The 17,997-nt window shown below is 66.8% G+C and carries 18 protein-coding genes and 1 pseudogene; 11 read left to right on the top strand and 8 right to left on the bottom strand.

Annotation, left to right across the window (positions count from 1 at the left end):
• Window positions 1-6: 6 nt before the first annotated feature.
• From BLU04_RS11070 to BLU04_RS11060, 3 genes are all read left to right on the top strand, one after another.
• The gene (locus BLU04_RS11070; RefSeq protein ID WP_093285867.1) at window positions 7-2,181 is read left to right on the top strand and encodes a glycoside hydrolase family 57 protein; all 2,175 of its coding nucleotides are present in this window, start codon (window positions 7-9) and stop codon (window positions 2,179-2,181) included.
• Between the two features lie 45 nt (window positions 2,182-2,226).
• Window positions 2,227-4,335 (top strand): alpha-amylase/4-alpha-glucanotransferase domain-containing protein, encoded by a 2,109-nt coding sequence (locus BLU04_RS11065; RefSeq protein WP_162274677.1) that lies wholly within the window; start codon window positions 2,227-2,229, stop codon window positions 4,333-4,335.
• 81 nt (window positions 4,336-4,416) lie between these two features.
• Entirely contained in the window at window positions 4,417-4,815 is a 399-nt protein-coding gene (locus tag BLU04_RS11060; protein ID WP_093285862.1) for a hypothetical protein, read from the top strand.
• A gap of 129 nt (window positions 4,816-4,944) precedes the next feature.
• On the opposite strand, the gene BLU04_RS11055 is transcribed toward BLU04_RS11060, so the two are convergent.
• From BLU04_RS11055 to folK, 7 genes are read right to left on the bottom strand one after another with little or no spacing between them, the layout of a single operon-like run.
• Window positions 4,945-5,607 (bottom strand): phosphoribosylanthranilate isomerase, encoded by a 663-nt coding sequence (locus BLU04_RS11055; RefSeq protein ID WP_093285859.1) that lies wholly within the window; start codon window positions 5,605-5,607, stop codon window positions 4,945-4,947.
• Window positions 5,608-5,646: 39 nt separating this feature from the next.
• On the bottom strand, window positions 5,647-6,486 hold the full coding sequence (lpxA, locus tag BLU04_RS11050) for an acyl-ACP--UDP-N-acetylglucosamine O-acyltransferase (protein ID WP_093285856.1): 840 nt from the start codon (window positions 6,484-6,486) through the stop codon (window positions 5,647-5,649).
• 53 nt (window positions 6,487-6,539) lie between these two features.
• A complete protein-coding gene (radC, locus tag BLU04_RS11045; RefSeq protein ID WP_093285854.1) occupies window positions 6,540-7,235 on the bottom strand; it encodes a DNA repair protein RadC in 696 nt (231 codons plus the stop codon).
• Between the two features lie 16 nt (window positions 7,236-7,251).
• Window positions 7,252-8,535, bottom strand: coding sequence for a GTPase HflX (gene hflX / locus BLU04_RS11040; protein ID WP_231964859.1), 1,284 nt, complete (start codon window positions 8,533-8,535; stop codon window positions 7,252-7,254).
• Window positions 8,529-9,458, bottom strand: coding sequence for a tRNA (adenosine(37)-N6)-dimethylallyltransferase MiaA (miaA, locus tag BLU04_RS11035; RefSeq protein ID WP_093285851.1), 930 nt, complete (start codon window positions 9,456-9,458; stop codon window positions 8,529-8,531). Before miaA ends, hflX begins: the two co-directional genes overlap by 7 nt.
• Window positions 9,455-10,264 (bottom strand): 3-methyl-2-oxobutanoate hydroxymethyltransferase, encoded by an 810-nt coding sequence (gene panB / locus BLU04_RS11030; RefSeq protein ID WP_093285848.1) that lies wholly within the window; start codon window positions 10,262-10,264, stop codon window positions 9,455-9,457. The genes miaA and panB overlap by 4 nt, the downstream gene beginning before the upstream one ends.
• Window positions 10,265-10,290: 26 nt before the next feature.
• On the bottom strand, window positions 10,291-10,761 hold the full coding sequence (folK, locus tag BLU04_RS11025; RefSeq protein ID WP_093288616.1) for a 2-amino-4-hydroxy-6-hydroxymethyldihydropteridine diphosphokinase: 471 nt from the start codon (window positions 10,759-10,761) through the stop codon (window positions 10,291-10,293).
• Window positions 10,762-10,882: 121 nt separating this feature from the next.
• On the opposite strand from folK, the gene BLU04_RS11020 reads away from it, so the two are divergent.
• Complete coding sequence (locus tag BLU04_RS11020; RefSeq protein WP_093285846.1) at window positions 10,883-11,758, top strand: hypothetical protein; 876 nt, start codon at window positions 10,883-10,885, stop codon at window positions 11,756-11,758.
• 66 nt (window positions 11,759-11,824) lie between these two features.
• Here BLU04_RS11020 and bamE read toward each other — a convergent pair whose 3' ends face one another.
• A complete protein-coding gene (bamE, locus tag BLU04_RS11015) occupies window positions 11,825-12,106 on the bottom strand; it encodes an outer membrane protein assembly factor BamE (protein WP_093285843.1) in 282 nt (93 codons plus the stop codon).
• A 51-nt stretch (window positions 12,107-12,157) separates the two neighbouring features.
• Between bamE and BLU04_RS11010 the strand changes: the two genes are divergently transcribed.
• From BLU04_RS11010 to BLU04_RS10985, 7 genes and pseudogenes are all read left to right on the top strand, one after another.
• Entirely contained in the window at window positions 12,158-12,610 is a 453-nt protein-coding gene (locus BLU04_RS11010; RefSeq protein WP_093285841.1) for a hypothetical protein, read from the top strand.
• 72 nt (window positions 12,611-12,682) lie between these two features.
• The gene (gene hisC, locus BLU04_RS11005; RefSeq protein WP_093285838.1) at window positions 12,683-13,789 is read left to right on the top strand and encodes a histidinol-phosphate transaminase; all 1,107 of its coding nucleotides are present in this window, start codon (window positions 12,683-12,685) and stop codon (window positions 13,787-13,789) included.
• A complete protein-coding gene (locus BLU04_RS11000; protein ID WP_093285835.1) occupies window positions 13,786-14,661 on the top strand; it encodes a prephenate dehydrogenase/arogenate dehydrogenase family protein in 876 nt (291 codons plus the stop codon). Before hisC ends, BLU04_RS11000 begins: the two co-directional genes overlap by 4 nt.
• 37 nt (window positions 14,662-14,698) lie before the next feature.
• Window positions 14,699-15,976: pseudogene (aroA, locus tag BLU04_RS17240) on the top strand (3-phosphoshikimate 1-carboxyvinyltransferase); the annotation flags it as partial.
• Window positions 15,965-16,753 (top strand): (d)CMP kinase, encoded by a 789-nt coding sequence (gene cmk, locus BLU04_RS17235; protein ID WP_343124805.1) that lies wholly within the window; start codon window positions 15,965-15,967, stop codon window positions 16,751-16,753. The pseudogene aroA and the gene cmk, both read left to right, overlap by 12 nt.
• Window positions 16,754-16,784: 31 nt before the next feature.
• Window positions 16,785-17,411 carry a lysophospholipid acyltransferase family protein gene (locus BLU04_RS10990; RefSeq protein WP_093285830.1) on the top strand — a complete coding sequence of 209 codons (627 nt, stop codon included), beginning with the start codon at window positions 16,785-16,787 and terminating at the stop codon, window positions 17,409-17,411.
• 13 nt (window positions 17,412-17,424) lie between these two features.
• Window positions 17,425-17,862 (top strand): hypothetical protein, encoded by a 438-nt coding sequence (locus BLU04_RS10985; protein ID WP_093285828.1) that lies wholly within the window; start codon window positions 17,425-17,427, stop codon window positions 17,860-17,862.
• The last annotated feature ends 135 nt before the right edge of the window (window positions 17,863-17,997 follow it).

Here is a 17,997-nt window from a genome sequence, read left to right as displayed (position 1 = left end):
AAGACCATGAACGTCGTCATCCTCTGGCACATGCACCAGCCGTATTACGTGAATCCGGTGACGAAGACGGCGATGATGCCGTGGGTCCGCCTCCATTCGGTGAAGGGGTACCTCGACATGGTCGACCTCCTCGACAGCGCCCCCGGCGTGAAGGTGAACTTCAACTTCACCCCGGTCCTCGTGAAGCAGATCGAGGAGTTCGTCGAGGGAAGCGTCACCGACCTCTGGGAAGACTGGAGCCGGAAACCGGCCGCCGAGCTCAACGACGAGGAAAAGCGCCGCATCCTGGAGAACTTCTTCAAGATCAATTGGGAAAACCTCATCCATCCCTTCCCCCGCTACGCGGAGCTCCTCGCCCTCCGCGGGGCGAACTGGAACAGCCACACCCTCGACACCGCCCTCCGCGCCTACTCGACCGCCGATTACCGCGACCTCCAGACCTGGTACAACCTCGCCTGGTGCGGCTTCTCCGCCGAGAAGCGGTTCCCCCTCCTCGCCGCATTGAAGAAGCAGGGCCGCCACTTCACCGAGGAGCAGAAGAACGCCGTCCTCGACATCCACCGGGAGATCCTCGCCCTCATCCTCCCCCTCTACCGCGATGCCGCCGCGAAGGGCCGCGCCGAGATCACGACGACGCCGTTCTTCCACCCCATCATGCCGCTGGTCTACGACACGAACCTGGCCCGGCGCTGCATGCCCCACTCCCCCCTTCCCAACCAGTTCTCCGCGCCGGAGGACGTCGCCGCCCACCTCCGCCTCGCGCAGGAGCAGCACACCCGGGCCTTCGGCGCGCCCGCCCGCGGTCTCTGGCCCTCCGAGGGCTCGATCGCGCCCGAGCTGATCCCCCTCTTCCAGCAGGCCGGGATCGAATACTTCTGCACCGACGAGGGGAACCTCTTCCGCAGCCTGGAGCAGGACCCCCATTGGCGCGGCCACCGGGTCGACCACCTGGAGCTTTTCCAGGGCTGGTCGGTCGTCCACGACGGGGCCCGCTGCAACGCCCTCTTCCGCGAGCGGCCCCTCTCCGACTTCGTCGGCTTCAACGCGGCGAAGGGAAGCGCCGACCAGTCGTCCAACTACCTCCTCCATCACCTGGAGCATCTTGCCACCGTCCGCACCGCCCCCCACCACGCCGTCCTCATCGCCCTCGACGGGGAGAACGCCTGGGAATCGTTCCGCGACGGCGGCGAGGCCTTCCTGAGCCTCTTCTACCAGAAGCTCGAGAAAAGCCCCGCGCTCCGGACCGTCCGCCTCGGCGAGTACTTCGACGCCCACAAGCCCCAGGTCGAGATCAGCCGCCTCCACACCGGCTCGTGGATCGGGAGCGACTTCGACATCTGGATCGGCGACCCCGAGGAGAACAAGGGCTGGGAATGGATCGGCAAGACCCGCGCCTTCCTCGTCCAGACCCTCGCGAAATCGGGCGCCTCCTTCACGAAGGAACAGGTCGAGGCCGCGTGGTGGGCCATCTATGCCGCCGAGGGGAGCGACTGGTTCTGGTGGTACGGCCCCGACTTCACCACCGATTGCGACTTCCTCTTCGACGACCTCTTCCGCACCCACCTCCAGAACGTCTACCGCATCCTCGGCTTCGAGCCCCCGGCCTACCTCGAGGTGCCGATCTGCCTCCCGACGGCCGAGATCACCTACACCCGCCCCCGCCTCGCGATCCGTCCGGCGGTGACGGGCCGCCTGGAGACCTTCTTCGACTGGATCGGCTCCGGCCACCTCGACCTCAGCCGCCAGCAGACCGCCATGTTCCAGGCCGACCGCATCGGCCAGGCCCTCTACTACGGCTTCGACGAGAAGACCTTCACCCTCCGCCTCGATCTCCTCGCCCCGCCCCACGGCATCGAGATCCACTTCCTCCAGCCGACCGACATCCGCATCACCCTCTCCCGCCTCAGCAACGAGTGGGTCTCCACCTCCTCCCGCAGCGACGACCACATCACCTTCAATCCCCTCTCCCTTCCCACGGGGAAGACGATCGCCGCCGCGTGGGACGACTTCTTCGTCGCCTCGATCCCGACTTCGATCCTCGACTGGAAGCCCGGCACCACCGTCTCCTTCTTCGTCCACATCCTCGAAGGGGAGATGATCCGCGAACGCTATCCCGAACGGGGCCTGATCGAGTTCCCCGCCCCCGGCCCCGACTTCGCCGCCAGCCAGTGGTTCGTCTGATCGACGCACTCCCGGCTACCCTTTCCCCCTTCCATGCCTACCGCCGTGAAAAAAGTGACCCTCGCCTGGGCCGTCCATTTCCACCAGCCTCCAGGGAACTTCCGCGAGGTGCTCGAAACCTACGCCTCCCGCACCTGCACCCCCTTCCTCGCCATGCTGGCGCGGCACCCGCAGATCCGGCTCTCCCTCCACTTCTCCGGCGTCCTCCTGAAATACCTGAAGGAACACCGGCCCGACCTCATCGCCACCCTCGGCGAGCTCGTCCGCCGGAACCAGGTGGAACTCCTCGGCGGCGGCTTCTACGAGCCGATCTGGAGCCTCATCCCCCCCGCCGACGCCGTCGCCCAGCTCCGCAAGATGAGCGACTGGGTCCAGGACGAATTCGCCTGCATCCCCAAGGGGGCCTGGCTCCCCGAGTCGGTCTGGGAACCGCGCTTCGTCGAGATCCTCCATCAGGCCGGATATGAATACGCCCTCCTCGAGGACACCCTCTTCGAGGCCGTCGGCTGGAAGCGGGCCCAGCTCTTCCGGGGCTTCTCCGTCCCCCACCTGAACAACCGCACCGTCCTCTTCCCCTACCACCGCATCTGGTCCCGCCAGATCCCGACCGAGGGCGTCCGCGAGATCAAGGCCGCCTTCAACCAGCTCAGCAACCGCCCCGACGAGCAGATCGTCACCCTCGCCCAATCGGGCGACCTCTACGCCGCCGAGAGCATCCACAGCGGCGGCCACGGCCACGCCGCCCCGCGCCACCTCCCCGTCTACGGCAGCGAGGGGACGATCGGCGCGTTCGAGGAATGGCTCCTCTACCTCGAAAGCGAGCGCCACTGGATCGAGATGGCCCACTTCGGCGAGGTCGCCCGCCGCCGCTGGCCCGTCGCCGCCCCCGCCAGCGGGGCCGCCGAGGGCCTCGAGGCCTGCGTCCTGAACACCGTCGCCCGGCGGGAGTACGACGCCGCCCGCGCCGAGCTCCAGAAACGCTTCGACGGGGACCGCTTCGTCAATTACTTCCGCGGCGGGAACTGGGCGGGCTTCCTCGGCAAGTACGCCGAGGCCCGCCTCATGCTCCACCGCCTCCTCTGGCTCCGGGGCGAGGTCGACAAGCTCCCCCCCGGCCAGGTCAAGGCCCGCGCCACCGCCCTGGAAGCCCTCCTCTGCGCCGAGGAACACACCACCTTCTGGCACGCCCGCACCGGCGGCGTCTACGCGAACTACCTCCGGGACGCCGTCTACCAACGCCTCCTGGAGGCCGAGAAGGCCCTCCACAGCCAGGACCGCAAGGAGACACCGAAGGAAAACCAGGTCGACTACGACGGCGACGGCCACGACGAGGTCCTCCTGCGGAGCCGGGACGCCTCGGCCCTCGTCATCCCCCAATACGGCGGGAGCCTCTGCGAGTACGCCTTCCTCCCGACGGCCTACAACCTCGCCAACACCTTCCGGCGCCGGGTCGAGGTCTACCACGACACCACCCGCATCGAGACCCAGATCGAGGACTGGTACGAGCGCCGCCTCTTCCAGGACCACTTCGTCCCGACGAACACTGCCCCCTCCGCGTTCAAGAACAACACCTTCGTCGAGCACGGCGACTTCGTGAACCAGCCCTACGAGATCGTCCAGACCGAGAACGACCGCAACGCCAGCATGGTCGTCCTCGAGCGGCAGGGCGGCCTCTACTTCGGCCGGGAACGGCGGGCCCTTACTTGCCGGAAGGTCTTCAAGATGGAGAACCCGGGCCGACTCACCGTCGATTACACCCTGACGAACAAGGGCGACCTGCCGACCGATCTCTTCTTCGTCAGCGAGGTCAACTACACCTGCCTCTCCGGCGACTCCCCGGAGCGCCTCATCCAGGTCGGGAACCAGCCCTTCATCTGCGGGGCCGACTTCGCCATCCCGAAACCCGAGGGCTGGACCATCTCCGATACCAGCCGGAAGCTCCTCTGGAAGTGGACCGTCACCCCCGGGGCCGATCTCTGGCATCACCCCATCCACACCGCCCGCTCCCCCCTCCCCCACGCCCCGGGCGAAGGACTCCCCCGGACCGAGTGGGATTACCAGGGTTCCGCCTTCCAGATCGTCTGGCCCCTCCGGCTGAAGCAGAAAGAGGAAGCCTCCTTCCGCATCGTCTGCGAATTCCTTCCGGTCCCCTAGTCAAACGGGGAAAAGGGCGTAAATTACGGGGTTGATGACCTTGGTGAATATTGCTCTAATCCGGAACCCCAACTTTTTTTCATGAAGAAAACCACGCTGATCGCCCTCGCCCTCGCGGCACCCTCCCTCTTCCTCGCCGCCTGCGGCGACAAGACCAACGTCCAATACCAGGATCAAGGCACGACGCCGACGACCTCCGGCCAGCCCCAGCCCGGCAACGCCGCGGCCGACGCCAGCGCCCCCGCCGACAGCTCCTCCGCCAATTACAAGCCGTGGACCCCGAACAGCTCCGCCCCCGCCCCCACCGCGGCGGCGAGCGCCTCGGCCGCCAAGTATCCCGCCGGCATCCCCGTCCCGAACAAGAAGGGCTACGTCCGCAGCCCCTACGCCGAGCACGCCGGCCTCGTCGACGTCCAGGGCTTCCCCTCGGGCACGCAGGTCAAGTGCCCCTACACCGGCAAGATCTTCATCGTTCCCTAGAGAACTTCAGAGGGGGACTGCCCCCCTCCGACTCCCCCCAAGCGCGGGGGCACGTCCGGGCAATCGGACGTACAAAAAAAGAGGCGGATTACTCCGCCTCTTTTTTTGTGCCTGGATGCTTCCGGGCTCTTAGACCATCGCGTGGACGCCTCGCACGGCCTCGACGAAGGAATGGATCTTCGCGTGATCCTTGAACCCGCTTGCGTTCTTCAACCCCGTGTTCACGTCGACCCCGTAGGGCCGGACGGCGGCGATCCCGTCGGCGACGTTCTCCGGGGTCAATCCCCCGGCGAGGATGATCGGAATCGGATAGCGGGCCTTGATCCGGCTGCTGATCTCCCAATCGTGGACGAGGCCGGTACCGCCGATCTGGTTCGTCTCCGCATTGAGGCTGTCGAGGACGAAGGCATCGACGAAGGCAACGTACGGCAGGCCGTATTCGACACAGGCCTCGTCGACGACGTGGAACGACTTGATGATCTTCAGCCGGGGCCGCCACTCGCGGAGGCGGATGATCTCGGCCGGGGTGATCTCCCCGTGGAGCTGGACGGTGTCGGCCCCGGTCATCTCCAGCGTGTCGAGGACCTCGTCGGCCGTCAGGAGGTGGGTGACGAGGACCGTGTTCACCAGCGGCGGGAGCTTCGCGATGATCGACCCCGCCGCCTCGGCCGTCAGGAAATCGGGACTCGCATGGCGCTGCCCGACGAGGAAGCCGATCGAGTCGGCCCCCCAGCGAATCGCCGAGAACGCATCCTCCACACGGGTGATCCCGCAAATTTTGATCCGAGTCATTCGTCTCTCCGCGTCCCTGCTTCGATGAACAGGGGGAACCTAATCCCCATCCCCGTCGCCATGCCCGCCGGCCCCGCCGCCGCCATTGGTCCCGCTGGCCTTGCGCGCCCGGCAGATACCCCGCTGCGAATTCTGGATGAAGGTGACGAGCTTCTCGATCTCGCCGCCGTGGAGTTCCTTCTGGATCGCCTCTAGCGCCTGGCTGATGTTCATCCCGCTCCGGTAAAGGAACTTGTACGCGCGGGTCAGGTTCAGCCGCACGTCCTGCCCGAGGCCCGCCCGGCGCATCCCGATCCGGTTCAGGCCGGAGACCTCGTTCACCTCGCACCCCATGAAGTAGGGGGGCAGATCCTTCCCGAGGGCGCTCCGGCCCCGGATGATCGCCAGTTCCCCGATGCGGACGAACTGGTGGACGACGGCGCCGCCGCCGAGGAACGCCTTGTCCTCGACCTCGACGTAGCCGCCGAGGAGGACGTTGTTCACGATGATGACCTGGCTGCCGATGTGGCAATTATGGGCGACGTGGGCGCCGACCATGAGGAAATTCCCGTCGCCGAGGCGGGTCTCGGTCCCATCCTTCGTGCCGCGATGGATCGTGACGTATTCCCGGATGATGTTCTTGTCCCCGATGACGACGCGGCTCGGCTCGTTCTTGAAGGCCGTGTCCTGCGGCTCCGCGCCGATGATCGCGCCGTAGCCGATCTGGTTCCCCTTCCCGAGGACCGCCCCGCCCGTGATGACGGCATGGGCGCGGATCTCGCAATCGTCGCCGACGACGCAGCTGTCGTCGATCTGGGCGCCGGGGCCGACCCGGACGTTGTTCCCCAGCTGGGCATGGGGGGAGATGCTGGCGGTGGGATGGATGAGGGGGGAAGGCATGGCGGTCGGAAAAGCTTCACTCAATCCATACAGCCCCGAAGGAAATTAGGGAATTATAAAAGCCCCTGTTCCTGAAAACTGAAATAGAGCGTTTCGCCCCCCGGACCGGCCCCGCCGAGGATGACATGGTCGAGCAGGGGGATGCCGATCACCTGGGCCGCCTCGAAGAACTGCCTGGTAACCTGTCGGTCGGCCACCGAAGGCTTCGGATCGCCCGAGGGATGGTTGTGCACCAGGATCACCGCCGCCGCATTCCGGGCGATGGCGGCGCGGAACCCCTCGCGGGGATGCAGCAGCGACTCGTCGAGGAGTCCCTTGGAGACCTCCTCGACGGCGAGGATGCGGTGCTTCTTGTCGAGGAGGACGACGCGGATGCTCTCGTGGCCGAGGAGCCGCATCTCGTCCCCCAGCAGGGCGACGATGTCGGAGGAAGTCGCCACCGGGCGGGCCTCCACCTGGGACCGGCTGAACCGAGCCCCGAGACCGAAGGCGGCGACGAGCTGGAGCGCCTTCGCGGGGCCGACCCCCTTCACCTTCGCCAACTCGGCGACCCCGGCGCGAGCCAGGGCCTCCAGGCTCCCGAACCGCTCGATCAATTCCTCGGCCACCCGCAAGGCCGAGGCCCCTTCCCGCCCCGTCCGCAGCAGGATCGCGATCAGCTCCGCGCTCTTCAGCGCCGACGGCCCGTGCGCCTGAAGCCGCTCCCGGGGGCGATCCTCCCCCGGCATGTCGTGAATCGTGCCGCTCATAGGCTCGCGGTGGGGTTCAACCTTTCGTCAGGTAAGGCTCGATCCGCCGCTGGAGGCCCGGAGGAATCCGCGCCGTGACGGCGATCTCGTCCCCCTCGTAGGAGATCTCCTCGACGCTCCCCTCGCGGTGGAGTTCGGCGACGAGGCTCGTCTCGTTGTGCGGGACGAGAAGATGGACCCGCTGCCGCCGCGCGGCGAGGCGGTCGGAGATCGCCCGGAGGAGGCCGTCGATCCCCTCCCCGGTTTCGGCCGAGATCGCGACGCTCGAGGCGTGGAAGTCGAGGACGCGGGCGACCGTCTCCGGGGCGACCCTGTCGGTCTTGTTGAAGACGACCAGGGCCGGTTTCTCGTGCGCCCCGATCTGGCTGAGGACCTCCTGGACGGCGACGATCTGGTTGTCGTACTGCGGGTGGCTGAGGTCGACGATGTGGAGGAGGAGGTCGGCCTCGCAGACCTCCTCCAGGGTCGCCTTGAAGGCCTCGACGAGGTCGTGGGGGAGCTTCTTGATGAAGCCGACGGTGTCGGTGAAGAGCGCCCGCTGCTTCTCGGGAAGGTCGACGACGCGGGTCGTCGGGTCGAGCGTCGCGAAGAGCTTGTCCTCGGCCAGGACCTCGGCCCGGGTCAGGTGGTTGAAGAGGGTCGACTTCCCCGCGTTCGTGTAGCCGACGAGGGAGACGACCGGCCAGTTGTGCCGGGAGCGCCCCTGCCGCTGCGTCGCCCGGTGCTGGCGGACGGCCTCGAGGTCGCGGGAGATCTTGGCGATCTTCTCCTGCACGCGGCGGCGGTCGACCTCGAGCTGCGTCTCGCCCGGCCCCCGGGTCCCGATCCCGCCCGTCTGGCGGGAAAGGTGGGTCCACATGCGGGTGAGGCGCGGGAGGAGGTAGTTGAGCTGGGCCAGCTCGATCTGGAGCTTGCCCTCCTTCGTCTTCGCGCGGAAGGCGAAGATATCGAGGATGATCTGGGTCCGGTCGATGATCTTCCGTTTGACGACGTTGGAGAGATTGCGGCTCTGCGCGGGGGAGAGCTCGTCGTCGAAGATCACCGAGTGGATCTCCTCCTCCTCGCACGTCGCGGCGACCTCCTCGGCCTTCCCCTTGCCGATGTAATAGGGGGCCGTCGGGCGGGGGAGACGCTGGATGACGGAGCGGACCACGTCGCCGCCCGCCGTCCCCACGAGGGAGGCGAGCTCGTCGAGGGAATCGACCTGGTCGGCGTGGCTGTCCCCGTCCCGCTCGAGGGCGACGAGCATGCTCCGCTCCTTGCCCGCTTCCTGGGCCTTCTTGACCTTCGGGACTAGCATGAGGGAACCTGCAGGGCGGCGCGCACGCGCCAGGCCGTCTCGTCACTACTCTTGAAAGGGGGGATCATCAACGTCTCCACATTGGATTCCCGGCGGAACCATGTCAATTGGCGCTTCGCGTATTGCCGCGTCGCGTCGACGATCTCCTGCCGGACGGCGGGAAGCGCCACGGGCGATCCGCCCCGCTCCAGCCAGCCGGCGAGGAGGGAGTACCCGATGGCGGCGCAATCGGCCAGCGAGCCGGGCCCGCCCTCGTCCAGGAGCCGCCGCACCTCGTCGATCCATCCCTCTGCGACCATCTTCTCCACGCGCAGGGCGATCCGCTCCCGCAATTCGTCCCGCTCCCGCCGGAGCAGGAAGGCGCGGAACGTCCCGGGAGGCAGGAGGGGGGAAGTCGGCTTCTTTTTCTGCCATTCGCGCAGGGGCACCCCCGTCGCCACCAGCACCTCGAGCGCCCGCTGGACGCGGCGGGGATTCTGCCAATCGAAGGACGCCTCCTTCTCCTGCCCCGGATCGAGGGAACGGAGCCGCGCCGTCAGCTCGGCCAGGCGAAGGGCCGCCAGTTCGGCCCGCAGGGCCAGGGGCGCCGGAGGAGCCTCGCTCAACCCCTGCGTCAACGCGCGGAAATAGAGCCCCGTCCCGCCGACGACGTAGAGGGGGCGGCCCCTGCTCTTCTCGATGAACGCCGCCGCCGCCTCGACATACCGGGCGACGTCGGCCTGATCCCGCCAGGAAAAGAGGTCGAGGCCGCCGTGGGGGATCCGGGCCTGCTCGGCGGCGGTCGGCTTCCCGGTCCCGATGTCGAGGCCCCGGTAGACCTGCATCGAATCGAGGGAGAGGATCGCCCCCTTGTCCTCGGCGGCCAGCCGCAGGGCCACCTCGCTCTTGCCGACGCCGGTCGGCCCCAGCAGGAAAACAATCATCCGGTCGGCTCCGACCAATCGGGAGCCCCCGTCCGGCGGACGAAGCGCCGCGCCGATTCCCGCAGCACCGGGCCGAGCTCGGCCTCGGGATCGGGCCGGACGAACTTCGGGCGGAACCACGGGAAGAGGCCGAGGTAATCGTGGACGACGAGGATCTGCCCGTCGCACTGATCGCCGGAACCGATGCCGATCGTCGGCACCGGGATCGCCCGCGTGATCCGTTCCGCCACCGCAGGGACGACCAGTTCCAGCACAATCGCCGAGGCCCCGGCCACCGCCAACGCCTTCGCGTCGTCCTCGATCCGGGCCGCCTCGTCGTCGGTCTTCCCCTTCACGTGATAGCCCCCCTCCTCCTTCACCGACTGGGGGAGCATCCCGAGGTGGCCGACGAAGGGAATCCCCGCCTTGAGGATCGCCTCGATCTGGGGAAGGAAGGCCCGCCCGCCCTCCAGCTTCACCGCGTGGGCTCCCGCCGCCTGGAGGGCCTTCGCCGCCGTCACCGCATGCTCGGCCGTCTCGTAGCTCTTGTAGGGCAGGTCGGCGACCACCGTCGCGCGGCCCCGCACCGCCGCGCCGCGCGCCACGGCCCGCGTATGGTGGACCATGTCGGCCAGGGTCACCCGCGTCGTGTCCTCGTAGCCGAGGACGACCATGCCGAGGGAATCGCCGACGAGGAGGAGCCGCACGCCACCCTCGTCGAGGAGCCGCGCCGTCGGATAATCGTAGCAGGTCAGCGAGGCGATCTTCTCGCCCTTCTGCTTCGCCTCGAGGAGCCACGCCGTCTTGTTCACGCTCTTGTCGCTCATAAAGAAGAATAGGAAAAAACCAGTCTTTAATCTTTCAGGTCGCCCAGGATCTCCCCCACCGTCCGGGTCTCTCCGGGAAAGATAAGGCCGGGAACGATCGCCGCAAGCGGTTCCATCACGAAACGGCGTCCCTTCATGCGGGGATGGGGGATGACCAGCCCCGCCTCGTCGATCGTCCGGTCGCCGAAATAGAGGATATCGAGGTCGATCGCGCGGGGGGCGTTCCGTTCCTTCTCCCCTCCCTCCCTCCCTCGCCCCTCGCTCCGTTCGTGCTCATGGAGGCGGGCCAGAAGTTCCCCCGGCGACCCGGCGAAGTCGATCTCCGCCGCCGCATTGAGGAACCCCCCGGAGCCGGGAGGGCAATCGACCGGGGCCGTCTCGTAGACGGGGGAGCAGAGGCAATGCCCCGGCGAGAGGCGGGCCAGAAAGGCGAACGCCCGGGCGACGGCGGCGGCGCGATCCCCCAGGTTCGATCCAATGGCAATTCCGGCTTTCAAGGAAACGACGATGGAGGAGCCCGAAGAGGGGATCAAGAACAAGAATTTTTAATTGATGGAGAACGACTTATAAAACACCATGAAACGTTCGAGGTCATTTAGAGTCTATATTATGTAAGATATGAAACACCCTGCGCCCTCCGCGGCGTTAGTTGACTCGCGCCGCATCCCTCTCCTCACCCTCGTCGCCCTCGTCGGCGGCGGCATCCTTCTCTTCGCGCCCTTGTCGAAGGCCCACGCCGGGCTCTTCACCGACGAGACCGCAAAGGCCAAGGAAGAGATGGCCCCCGTCGCCGATTCGACCCTCACCCGGGCCTCGGCGAACCTCGACCAGATCGAGGCCGACATCACCGCCGCCGAGAAGAACCTCCGCCAGGGCGTCGCCGCCCAAAGCTCGGCCGACGTCGACATCGCCTCCTACACCTCGGCCCAAACCGGGCTCCAGAAGCGCCTCGACGACGTCTCCGCCGACCTCGCCGCCATCGACAAGAAGCAGTCCTACCTCCAGGGCAGCCACAAGCTCGACGAAAAGACCGATCTCCTCACCCAGGCCCAGCGGGAGAAAGTCGGACTCCTCCAGGGCCGACGCCAGTCCGATCTCTCCCGCCTCGGCAGCATGGAGGCGATGATCAAGATGGCCTCGACCCACAAGGACGAGCTGGCCAAGGCCGAGCGCCGCAGCGCCACCCACGCCCAGGCCCTCGCCGACGCCCAGGCGAGCCAGGCCGCCGCGACCGCCTCCGGCGCCCATACGAACCAGGCCGCCGACTACTCCTCGGCGACCGTCGCCGTCGCCGAGCCCCAGCCGGCGCCGCAGCCCGCCCCGCCGACGACCGTCATCGTCCAGGACAGCTACTCCCCGCCGGTTTACTACTACAACGGGTATAACCCCTATTATCCCCCGCCTTATTACTATTACGGGCGGCCCGGCTACTACTACGGCCCCAGCGTCGGCCTCGACTTCCGGTTCGGCGGCGGCGGCCACCATCATCATTGATCGTCCGCGTCCCGACGAAAAAGGGGAGGGCTTCGGCCCTCCCCTTTTTTCGCGTCGGGAGAACCGTTATTTGAACGACCCTTCCTTCACCATCACCCCGTCGTTCAGGAACGAGATCTTCACCTCGGCCCCGCCCGCCTTGTAATAATAAGTCGTCGCCCGGATGCCGAGCGTCTCGCTCGTCTCGATGCTCGCGGGCTTCCCCAGGAGGGCCTCCACCTCGGAGGCGCTCATTCCCGTCTTTACCTTCGTCAGGTTCTCATTCGTCAGCTTCGACGAGCAGGCGGTCAGGGAGAGCGCCACGACCAACGCGAAACCGAAAAGGGGGAGGAGGACCGTTTTTTTCATTCCTTCCATTCTTTCATACCGGGAGGAAAAGTGCAAAGATCCCAGTCCTCCATGGAAAAGCACATCCTCTTCATCTGCACCGGCAACTACTACCGCAGCCGCTTCTCCGAAGCCGTCTTCAACTTCCTCGCCTCCCGGAAGAACCTCCCCTGGCGGGCCTTTTCCCGAGGCCTCATGATCCACCTCGTCAGCGGCCCCCTCTCCTCCCACACCGTGAAAGCCCTCACCGTCCGGGGCATCAGCCCCCTCTTCACCGCCCCCGACCGCCAGGCCCTCACCCGCGCCGACCTGGAGCGGGCCGCCCTCGTCATCGCCCTGAAACGGGACGAGCACCTCGCCATGATGACGGAGCAATTCCCCGACTGGGCCGACAAGATCACCTACTGGGACATCCACGACCTCGACTTCGCCACCCCCGAGGAGGCCCTCCCCCTCATCGAGCGGAAAATCTTCGCCCTCATCGACGAGGCCGCCGCCGGGAAACTGGCCCCGTCCGAGTCCTGAACCCGGCCCAGCCGCCTCAATTCCGCATCGACAATTCGGCCCTCCCGCCCCACATTCCCCCTTCCCCCTCCTATGCTTTCCGCCACCGATCTCGCCAACCCCGAAGTCGCCAACCTCGTCCCCTACGAACCGGGCAAGCCGATCGACGACGTCGCCCGGGAACTCGGCCTCGAGCCGGGCTCCATCATCAAGCTCGCCTCGAACGAGAACCCCATCGGGCCCTCGCCCAAGGCGCTGGAGGCGATCCGCAACACCCTCCCCTCCCTCCACTTCTACCCCGACGGCGCGGGCTACCACCTCCGCAACGGCATCGCGGGCGTCTTCGGCCTCGAGCTGAAGAACGTCGTCCTCGGCAACGGCTCCAACGAGATCATCGAGCTCGCCTACCACTCCTTCACCCGCCCCGGCCAGCACGAGATCGTCACCTCGGAGAACGCCTTCGCCGTCTACGAGCTGATGGCGCAGCTCTTCGGCGTCGGCTGCACGAAGGTGAAGGAGAAGGACGGCTTCCACCAGGACCTCGACGCGATCCTCGCGGCGATCACCCCGAAGACCCGCCTCGTCTTCGTCGCCTCGCCGAACAACCCGACCGGCACCCGCATCCCGAACGACGCCCTCGACCGCTTCCTCGACGCCCTCCCCGACCACGTCGTCGCCGTCATCGACGAGGCCTACTACGAATTTTTGGATAACCCGCCCGACACCCTCCGCGCCGTCCGCGAGGGGAAGAAGGTCATCCTCATGCGGACCTTCTCGAAGATCCAGGGCCTCGCCGGCCTCCGCATCGGCTACGCCCTGACGACGACCGAGATCTCCGGCCTCCTCGAGCGGAGCCGCCAGCCCTTCAACACGAACATGCTCGCCCAGGCCGCCGCCCTCGCCGCCCTCCAGGACACCGAGCACCAGAAGAAGACGAAGGAGATGACCGACGCGGGCCGCCTCCGCCTCCAGGAAGCCTTCACCCGGATGGGCCGGAAGTTCGTCCCCTCCGAGGCCAACTTCGTCCTCGTCGAGGTCGGCGACGCCGCCAGCGTCTTCAAGAAGCTCCAGGCCAAGGGGATCATCGTCCGCTCGATGGTCAGCTACCGCCTCCCCGCCTGGATCCGCGTCAGCATCGGCACCCCCGCCCAGCTCGACCTCTTCCTCGCCGAACTCCCCGGAGCCCTCCCCACGGCATGAGCGAAACGGGGACATCTCCGTTTCACGTAGGCACCATCGCCATCATCGGCCCCGGACTGATTGGAGGTGCGATCGCTTGGGCATGCGTTCATAAGAAGCTTTGTGACTACCTCACTATTTGTGACGTGAACGAGGACGCATGGCCCATCCTTAAAAAGGCATTCGAGGGAAAAACGTCTCCCACCTTAAATTATCAAGTAGATCTCGATCATGCCGTGATGAATGCCGATCTGGTATTCCTTTGCGTCCCCATCGATCAGATGCTCAATGTAGCCACTACAATCTCGGGCAGCCTTAAGGCAGAGGCCGTTGTTACCGATGTGGGCAGCGTCAAAGGTCCTGTGGTTTCCGCCCTTACCCCTCTCCTCAAAGAACGATGGATCGGAGGCCATCCCATGGCTGGCCGGGAAAAAGGCGGTTTCGATCCCGTCGCCTCCCCTACTCTTTTTGAAGGCAAGACTATCCTTCTGACTCCCACGACAGAAACCACCCCAGAGACCATCTCTCGCGTTACCTCCTTTTGGAAATCCGTAGGAGGCATTGTAGAGAATCTCAACGCCGAAGAGCACGACCGCCGAACCGCCCAGATCAGCCATCTTCCCCATCTAGCCGCCGCCGCCCTCGCCGCCATCGTCGATGACGAGAGCCTCCACGCCGCCGGCCCCGGCTTCCGCGACACCACCCGGATCGCCGCCGGTCCCGCCGCCATGTGGCGGGAAATCCTCCTTGCCAACCGCACCGAGGTCGGCGGTATCCTCGACACCCTGATTGTCGAACTCCAGAAGGCGCGCCAAGCCCTCCAGAACGGCGACGCCGACACCCTCCAAGCCCTTTTAGAAAAAGCCAACGACACCCGCCGCAAACTCGAGTAGCCTCCCTCCCTTTTCCTAGCCCCCTTTCCCAGCCGCCATGAACCACCTCCGCATCATCCCCTCCCCGAAAATCGACGGGGAAATCACCGTCCCCGGCGACAAGAGCATCTCCCACCGCTCCGTCATCTTCGCCTCCCTCGCCTCCGGCCCGACCCGCGTCACCGGCTTCCTCCCCGGCGAGGATTGCATGTGCACCCTCCGCGCCCTCCAGGCCATGGGGGCCCAGATCGAGATCCTCGAGGACGGCACCACCCTCCTCATCGAGGGCGTCCAGGGGAAGTTCAAGGCCCCGTGGGAACCCCTCGACTGCGGCAACTCCGGCACCGGCATGCGCCTCCTCGCCGGCCTCCTCGCCGGGCAGCCCTTCCCCACCCGCCTCTTCGGCGACGCCTCCCTCTCCCGCCGCCCGATGAAGCGGATCATCGACCCCCTCACCCTCATGGGTGCGAAGCTCTCCGCCACCGGCGAGAAGGGCACGCCCCCCCTCGCCATCGAGGGAGCCGCGCTGAAGGGGATCGACTACAAGTCCCCCGTCGCCAGCGCCCAGGTGAAGTCGTGCATCCTCATCGCGGGCCTCCTCGCCCAGGGCGTCACCCGCGTCACCGATCCGATCCAGAGCCGCGACCACACGGAGCGCCTCCTCGCCCACTTCTACGCCCCCGCCCAGATCGACGGCCTCACCGTCACCGTCCGCGGCGGGACGAAGCTCCACGGGAACGACCTCCAGGTCCCGGGCGACTTCTCCTCCGCCGCCTTCTGGCTCGTCGCCGCGGCGGCCACCCCCGGCTCCCGCCTCACGATCCGCAACGTCGGCCTCAATCCCACCCGCACCGGCCTCCTCAACGTCCTCATGCGGATGGGCGCCCAGATCCGCGAGCACGTCGAGGCCCCCAGCGCCGAGCCCTTCGGCACGCTCGAAGTCATCGGGACGAAGCTCCACGGCGTCGAGATCGGCGGCGACGAGATCCCCAACATCATCGACGAGATCCCGATCATCTCCGTCGCGGCCGCCCTCGCCGAGGGCCAGACCGTGATCCGGGACGCCCATGAGCTCCGCGTCAAGGAAAGCGACCGGATCAAGGCGATGGCGACGAACCTCCGCCTCTTCGGCGTCCCCGTCGTCGAGCAGCCCGACGGCATGATCATCGACGGCAGCCACCCCATCAAGCACGCCCGGGTTGAGAGCTTCGGCGATCACCGCATCGCCATGGCCTGCGCCGTCCTCGCCCTCTCCGCCGACCATCCCAGCCGGATCGACGACACCGACTGCATCGCCACCTCCTACCCCGGCTTCGAGCGCCACCTGGAGTTCCTCACCCAGAAGTACGCCCAGAGCCTCCCGGAACGGACCTGGCACGCCCTGAAGAAGAAGATCAACCCGCCGAAGCCCCCCGCCCGGCCCGAGGAAGGGACGATCCTCAACCACGTCATCGCCATCGACGGGCCTGCCGCCTCCGGCAAGAGCACCGTCTCCCGCGAGCTGGCGAAGCGCCTCGGCTTCGCCCACGTCGGCACCGGCACCCTCTACCGCGCCCTGACCTGGAAGCTCCTCGACGAGAAGGTCGACTTCTCCAAGCCCGCCCTCGTCGCGGAACGGCTGAAGACGATGAAGATCGAGTGCGGCATCGAGGCCGACACCCTCGTCATGCGCCTCGATCACATCGACCCCCTCCCCCACGTCCGGGACGGGGAAATCAACGAGTACGTCTCCGCCGTCGCCGCCATCCCGGCGGTCCGCCAGTCCCTCCTCGAAAAGCAGCGGGAACTCCTCAACCACGGCCCCCTCGTCGTCGAGGGGCGGGACATCGGCACCGTCGTCTTCCCCCACACCCCCTTCAAGTTCTTCATCGACGCCGACCCCGAGGTCCGCGCCGCCCGCCGGGCGAAGGACGGGGAGAAGGACAGCGTCGCCTCCCGCGACGCCCAGGACGCCGCCCGCAAGGCCGCCCCGATGATGAAGGCGAAGGACGCCATCCGCATCGACACCAGCACCCTCAGCATCGACGAAGTCGTCGAGACTGTCCTCGGCTTCCTCGAGGGGAAGGGCCTCTTCGAGAACGCCGACGCGCACGCGGTGAAGGAAGCGAAATAACCGGCCCACTCCCGTCCGCCCCGCCCCTCCCATGCGCCTCTGGTACGCCTTCGCCCGCGGTCTCGCCCATCTCCTCATGGGCGCGACCTGCGGCATCACCTACGAAGGGCGGGAGAACCTGAAGGGGTACGAGAAGGGAGGCCTCCTCATCGTCTCGAACCACCTCAGCTTCCTCGATCCGCCGATGGTCGCCTGCGGCATGACGCGGGAAATCCACTTCCTCGCCCGGAAGACCCTCTTCAAGAAAAACGGCTTCGGCTGGCTCATCTCGAGCCTGAACTCGATCCCCGTCGACCAGGACAAGCCCGACATGAACGGCCTCCGCATCATCATCAAGCGGCTGAAGGAAGGCTGCGCCGTCATCCTCTTCCCCGAGGGCGCCCGCGCCCTCGACGGGCGGCTCCAGCCCGGCGCGCCCGGCGCGGGCCTCGTCGCCGCCAAGGCGGGCGTCCCCATCCTCCCCGTCCGCCTCTTCGGCTCCTACGAGGCCCTCCCCCGCGGCACCGCCGAGCGCCCCTCGAAGTTCCGCCGCCATCCCCTCCGCGTCGTCATCGGGAAGCCCTACCTTCCCGACTTCGCCGCCGCCGCCGAAAAGGGCAAGACCGGCTACGAGGATCTCTCCCGGGAAATGATGGGCAAGATCGCCGAACTCTCCTGACCCCCTACCCCGAGTGAAAGCCTTCCCCCTCCTTTCCCTCGCCCTCCTCGTCACCCTCCTCGCCGGGTGCGCCGGCGCTCCGCCCCCCGCCCCTTCCTACGAGAATCCCGGTCCCGGCTGGGTCCGGAACGACCAGGACGAGACCGTCCTCTTCCTCATCACCGACGACTCGATGGCGAAGCTCATCGACATCGTCAACCCGACCGGCTTCAACAAGACCGCCGGCGGGCAGAAGGCCATCAAGGTCACCTGCCGCCTCGGGAACCTCACCCTCCAGCCCCTCGCCATCCAGATCCGGGCCCTCTTCAAGAAGAACGACGGCTCCACCATCGATTCCTCCGCCTGGCAGAACGCCCTCCTGCCGCCCGCCCCGGCCTATGTCCCCTTCGAGGCGAGCAATGAAAGCGGCCTCGCCACGAAAGTGGTGATCGAGCTGCGGCGGAAGCCCTGAACAGGACCGACTTTATTTGGAATCCCCCAAATAAATTCTTGCCGCACAGCCCTTTCCGCATAGGCTGATCCTCCCGGTCGAGAAGGCCCGGCGCTTGGGCGATCGTTTTTTATCCTCCCCGATCACCTCGTCAGG

This window comes from Verrucomicrobium sp. GAS474 (genome assembly GCF_900105685.1).
GTDB lineage: Bacteria > Verrucomicrobiota > Verrucomicrobiia > Methylacidiphilales > GAS474 > GAS474.
This window is presented reverse-complemented; position numbering and strand designations above follow the sequence as displayed.

Excerpts from the sequence above, each read along its gene's own strand:
- BLU04_RS11055 (WP_093285859.1), bottom strand. The coding sequence starts at position 5,607 with ATGACTCGGATCAAAATTTGCGGGATCACCCGTGTGGAGGATGCGTTC.
- hisC (WP_093285838.1), top strand. The coding sequence starts at position 12,683 with ATGCTTTCCGCCACCGATCTCGCCAACCCCGAAGTCGCCAACCTCGTC.
- BLU04_RS11070 (WP_093285867.1), top strand. The coding sequence starts at position 7 with ATGAACGTCGTCATCCTCTGGCACATGCACCAGCCGTATTACGTGAAT.
- radC (WP_093285854.1), bottom strand. The coding sequence starts at position 7,235 with ATGAGCGGCACGATTCACGACATGCCGGGGGAGGATCGCCCCCGGGAG.
- BLU04_RS10990 (WP_093285830.1), top strand. The coding sequence starts at position 16,785 with ATGCGCCTCTGGTACGCCTTCGCCCGCGGTCTCGCCCATCTCCTCATG.
- hflX (WP_231964859.1), bottom strand. The coding sequence starts at position 8,535 with ATGCTAGTCCCGAAGGTCAAGAAGGCCCAGGAAGCGGGCAAGGAGCGG.
- BLU04_RS11010 (WP_093285841.1), top strand. The coding sequence starts at position 12,158 with ATGGAAAAGCACATCCTCTTCATCTGCACCGGCAACTACTACCGCAGC.
- miaA (WP_093285851.1), bottom strand. The coding sequence starts at position 9,458 with ATGATTGTTTTCCTGCTGGGGCCGACCGGCGTCGGCAAGAGCGAGGTG.
- BLU04_RS11000 (WP_093285835.1), top strand. The coding sequence starts at position 13,786 with ATGAGCGAAACGGGGACATCTCCGTTTCACGTAGGCACCATCGCCATC.
- BLU04_RS11020 (WP_093285846.1), top strand. The coding sequence starts at position 10,883 with ATGAAACACCCTGCGCCCTCCGCGGCGTTAGTTGACTCGCGCCGCATC.
- bamE (WP_093285843.1), bottom strand. The coding sequence starts at position 12,106 with ATGAAAAAAACGGTCCTCCTCCCCCTTTTCGGTTTCGCGTTGGTCGTG.
- BLU04_RS11060 (WP_093285862.1), top strand. The coding sequence starts at position 4,417 with ATGAAGAAAACCACGCTGATCGCCCTCGCCCTCGCGGCACCCTCCCTC.
- panB (WP_093285848.1), bottom strand. The coding sequence starts at position 10,264 with ATGAGCGACAAGAGCGTGAACAAGACGGCGTGGCTCCTCGAGGCGAAG.
- lpxA (WP_093285856.1), bottom strand. The coding sequence starts at position 6,486 with ATGCCTTCCCCCCTCATCCATCCCACCGCCAGCATCTCCCCCCATGCC.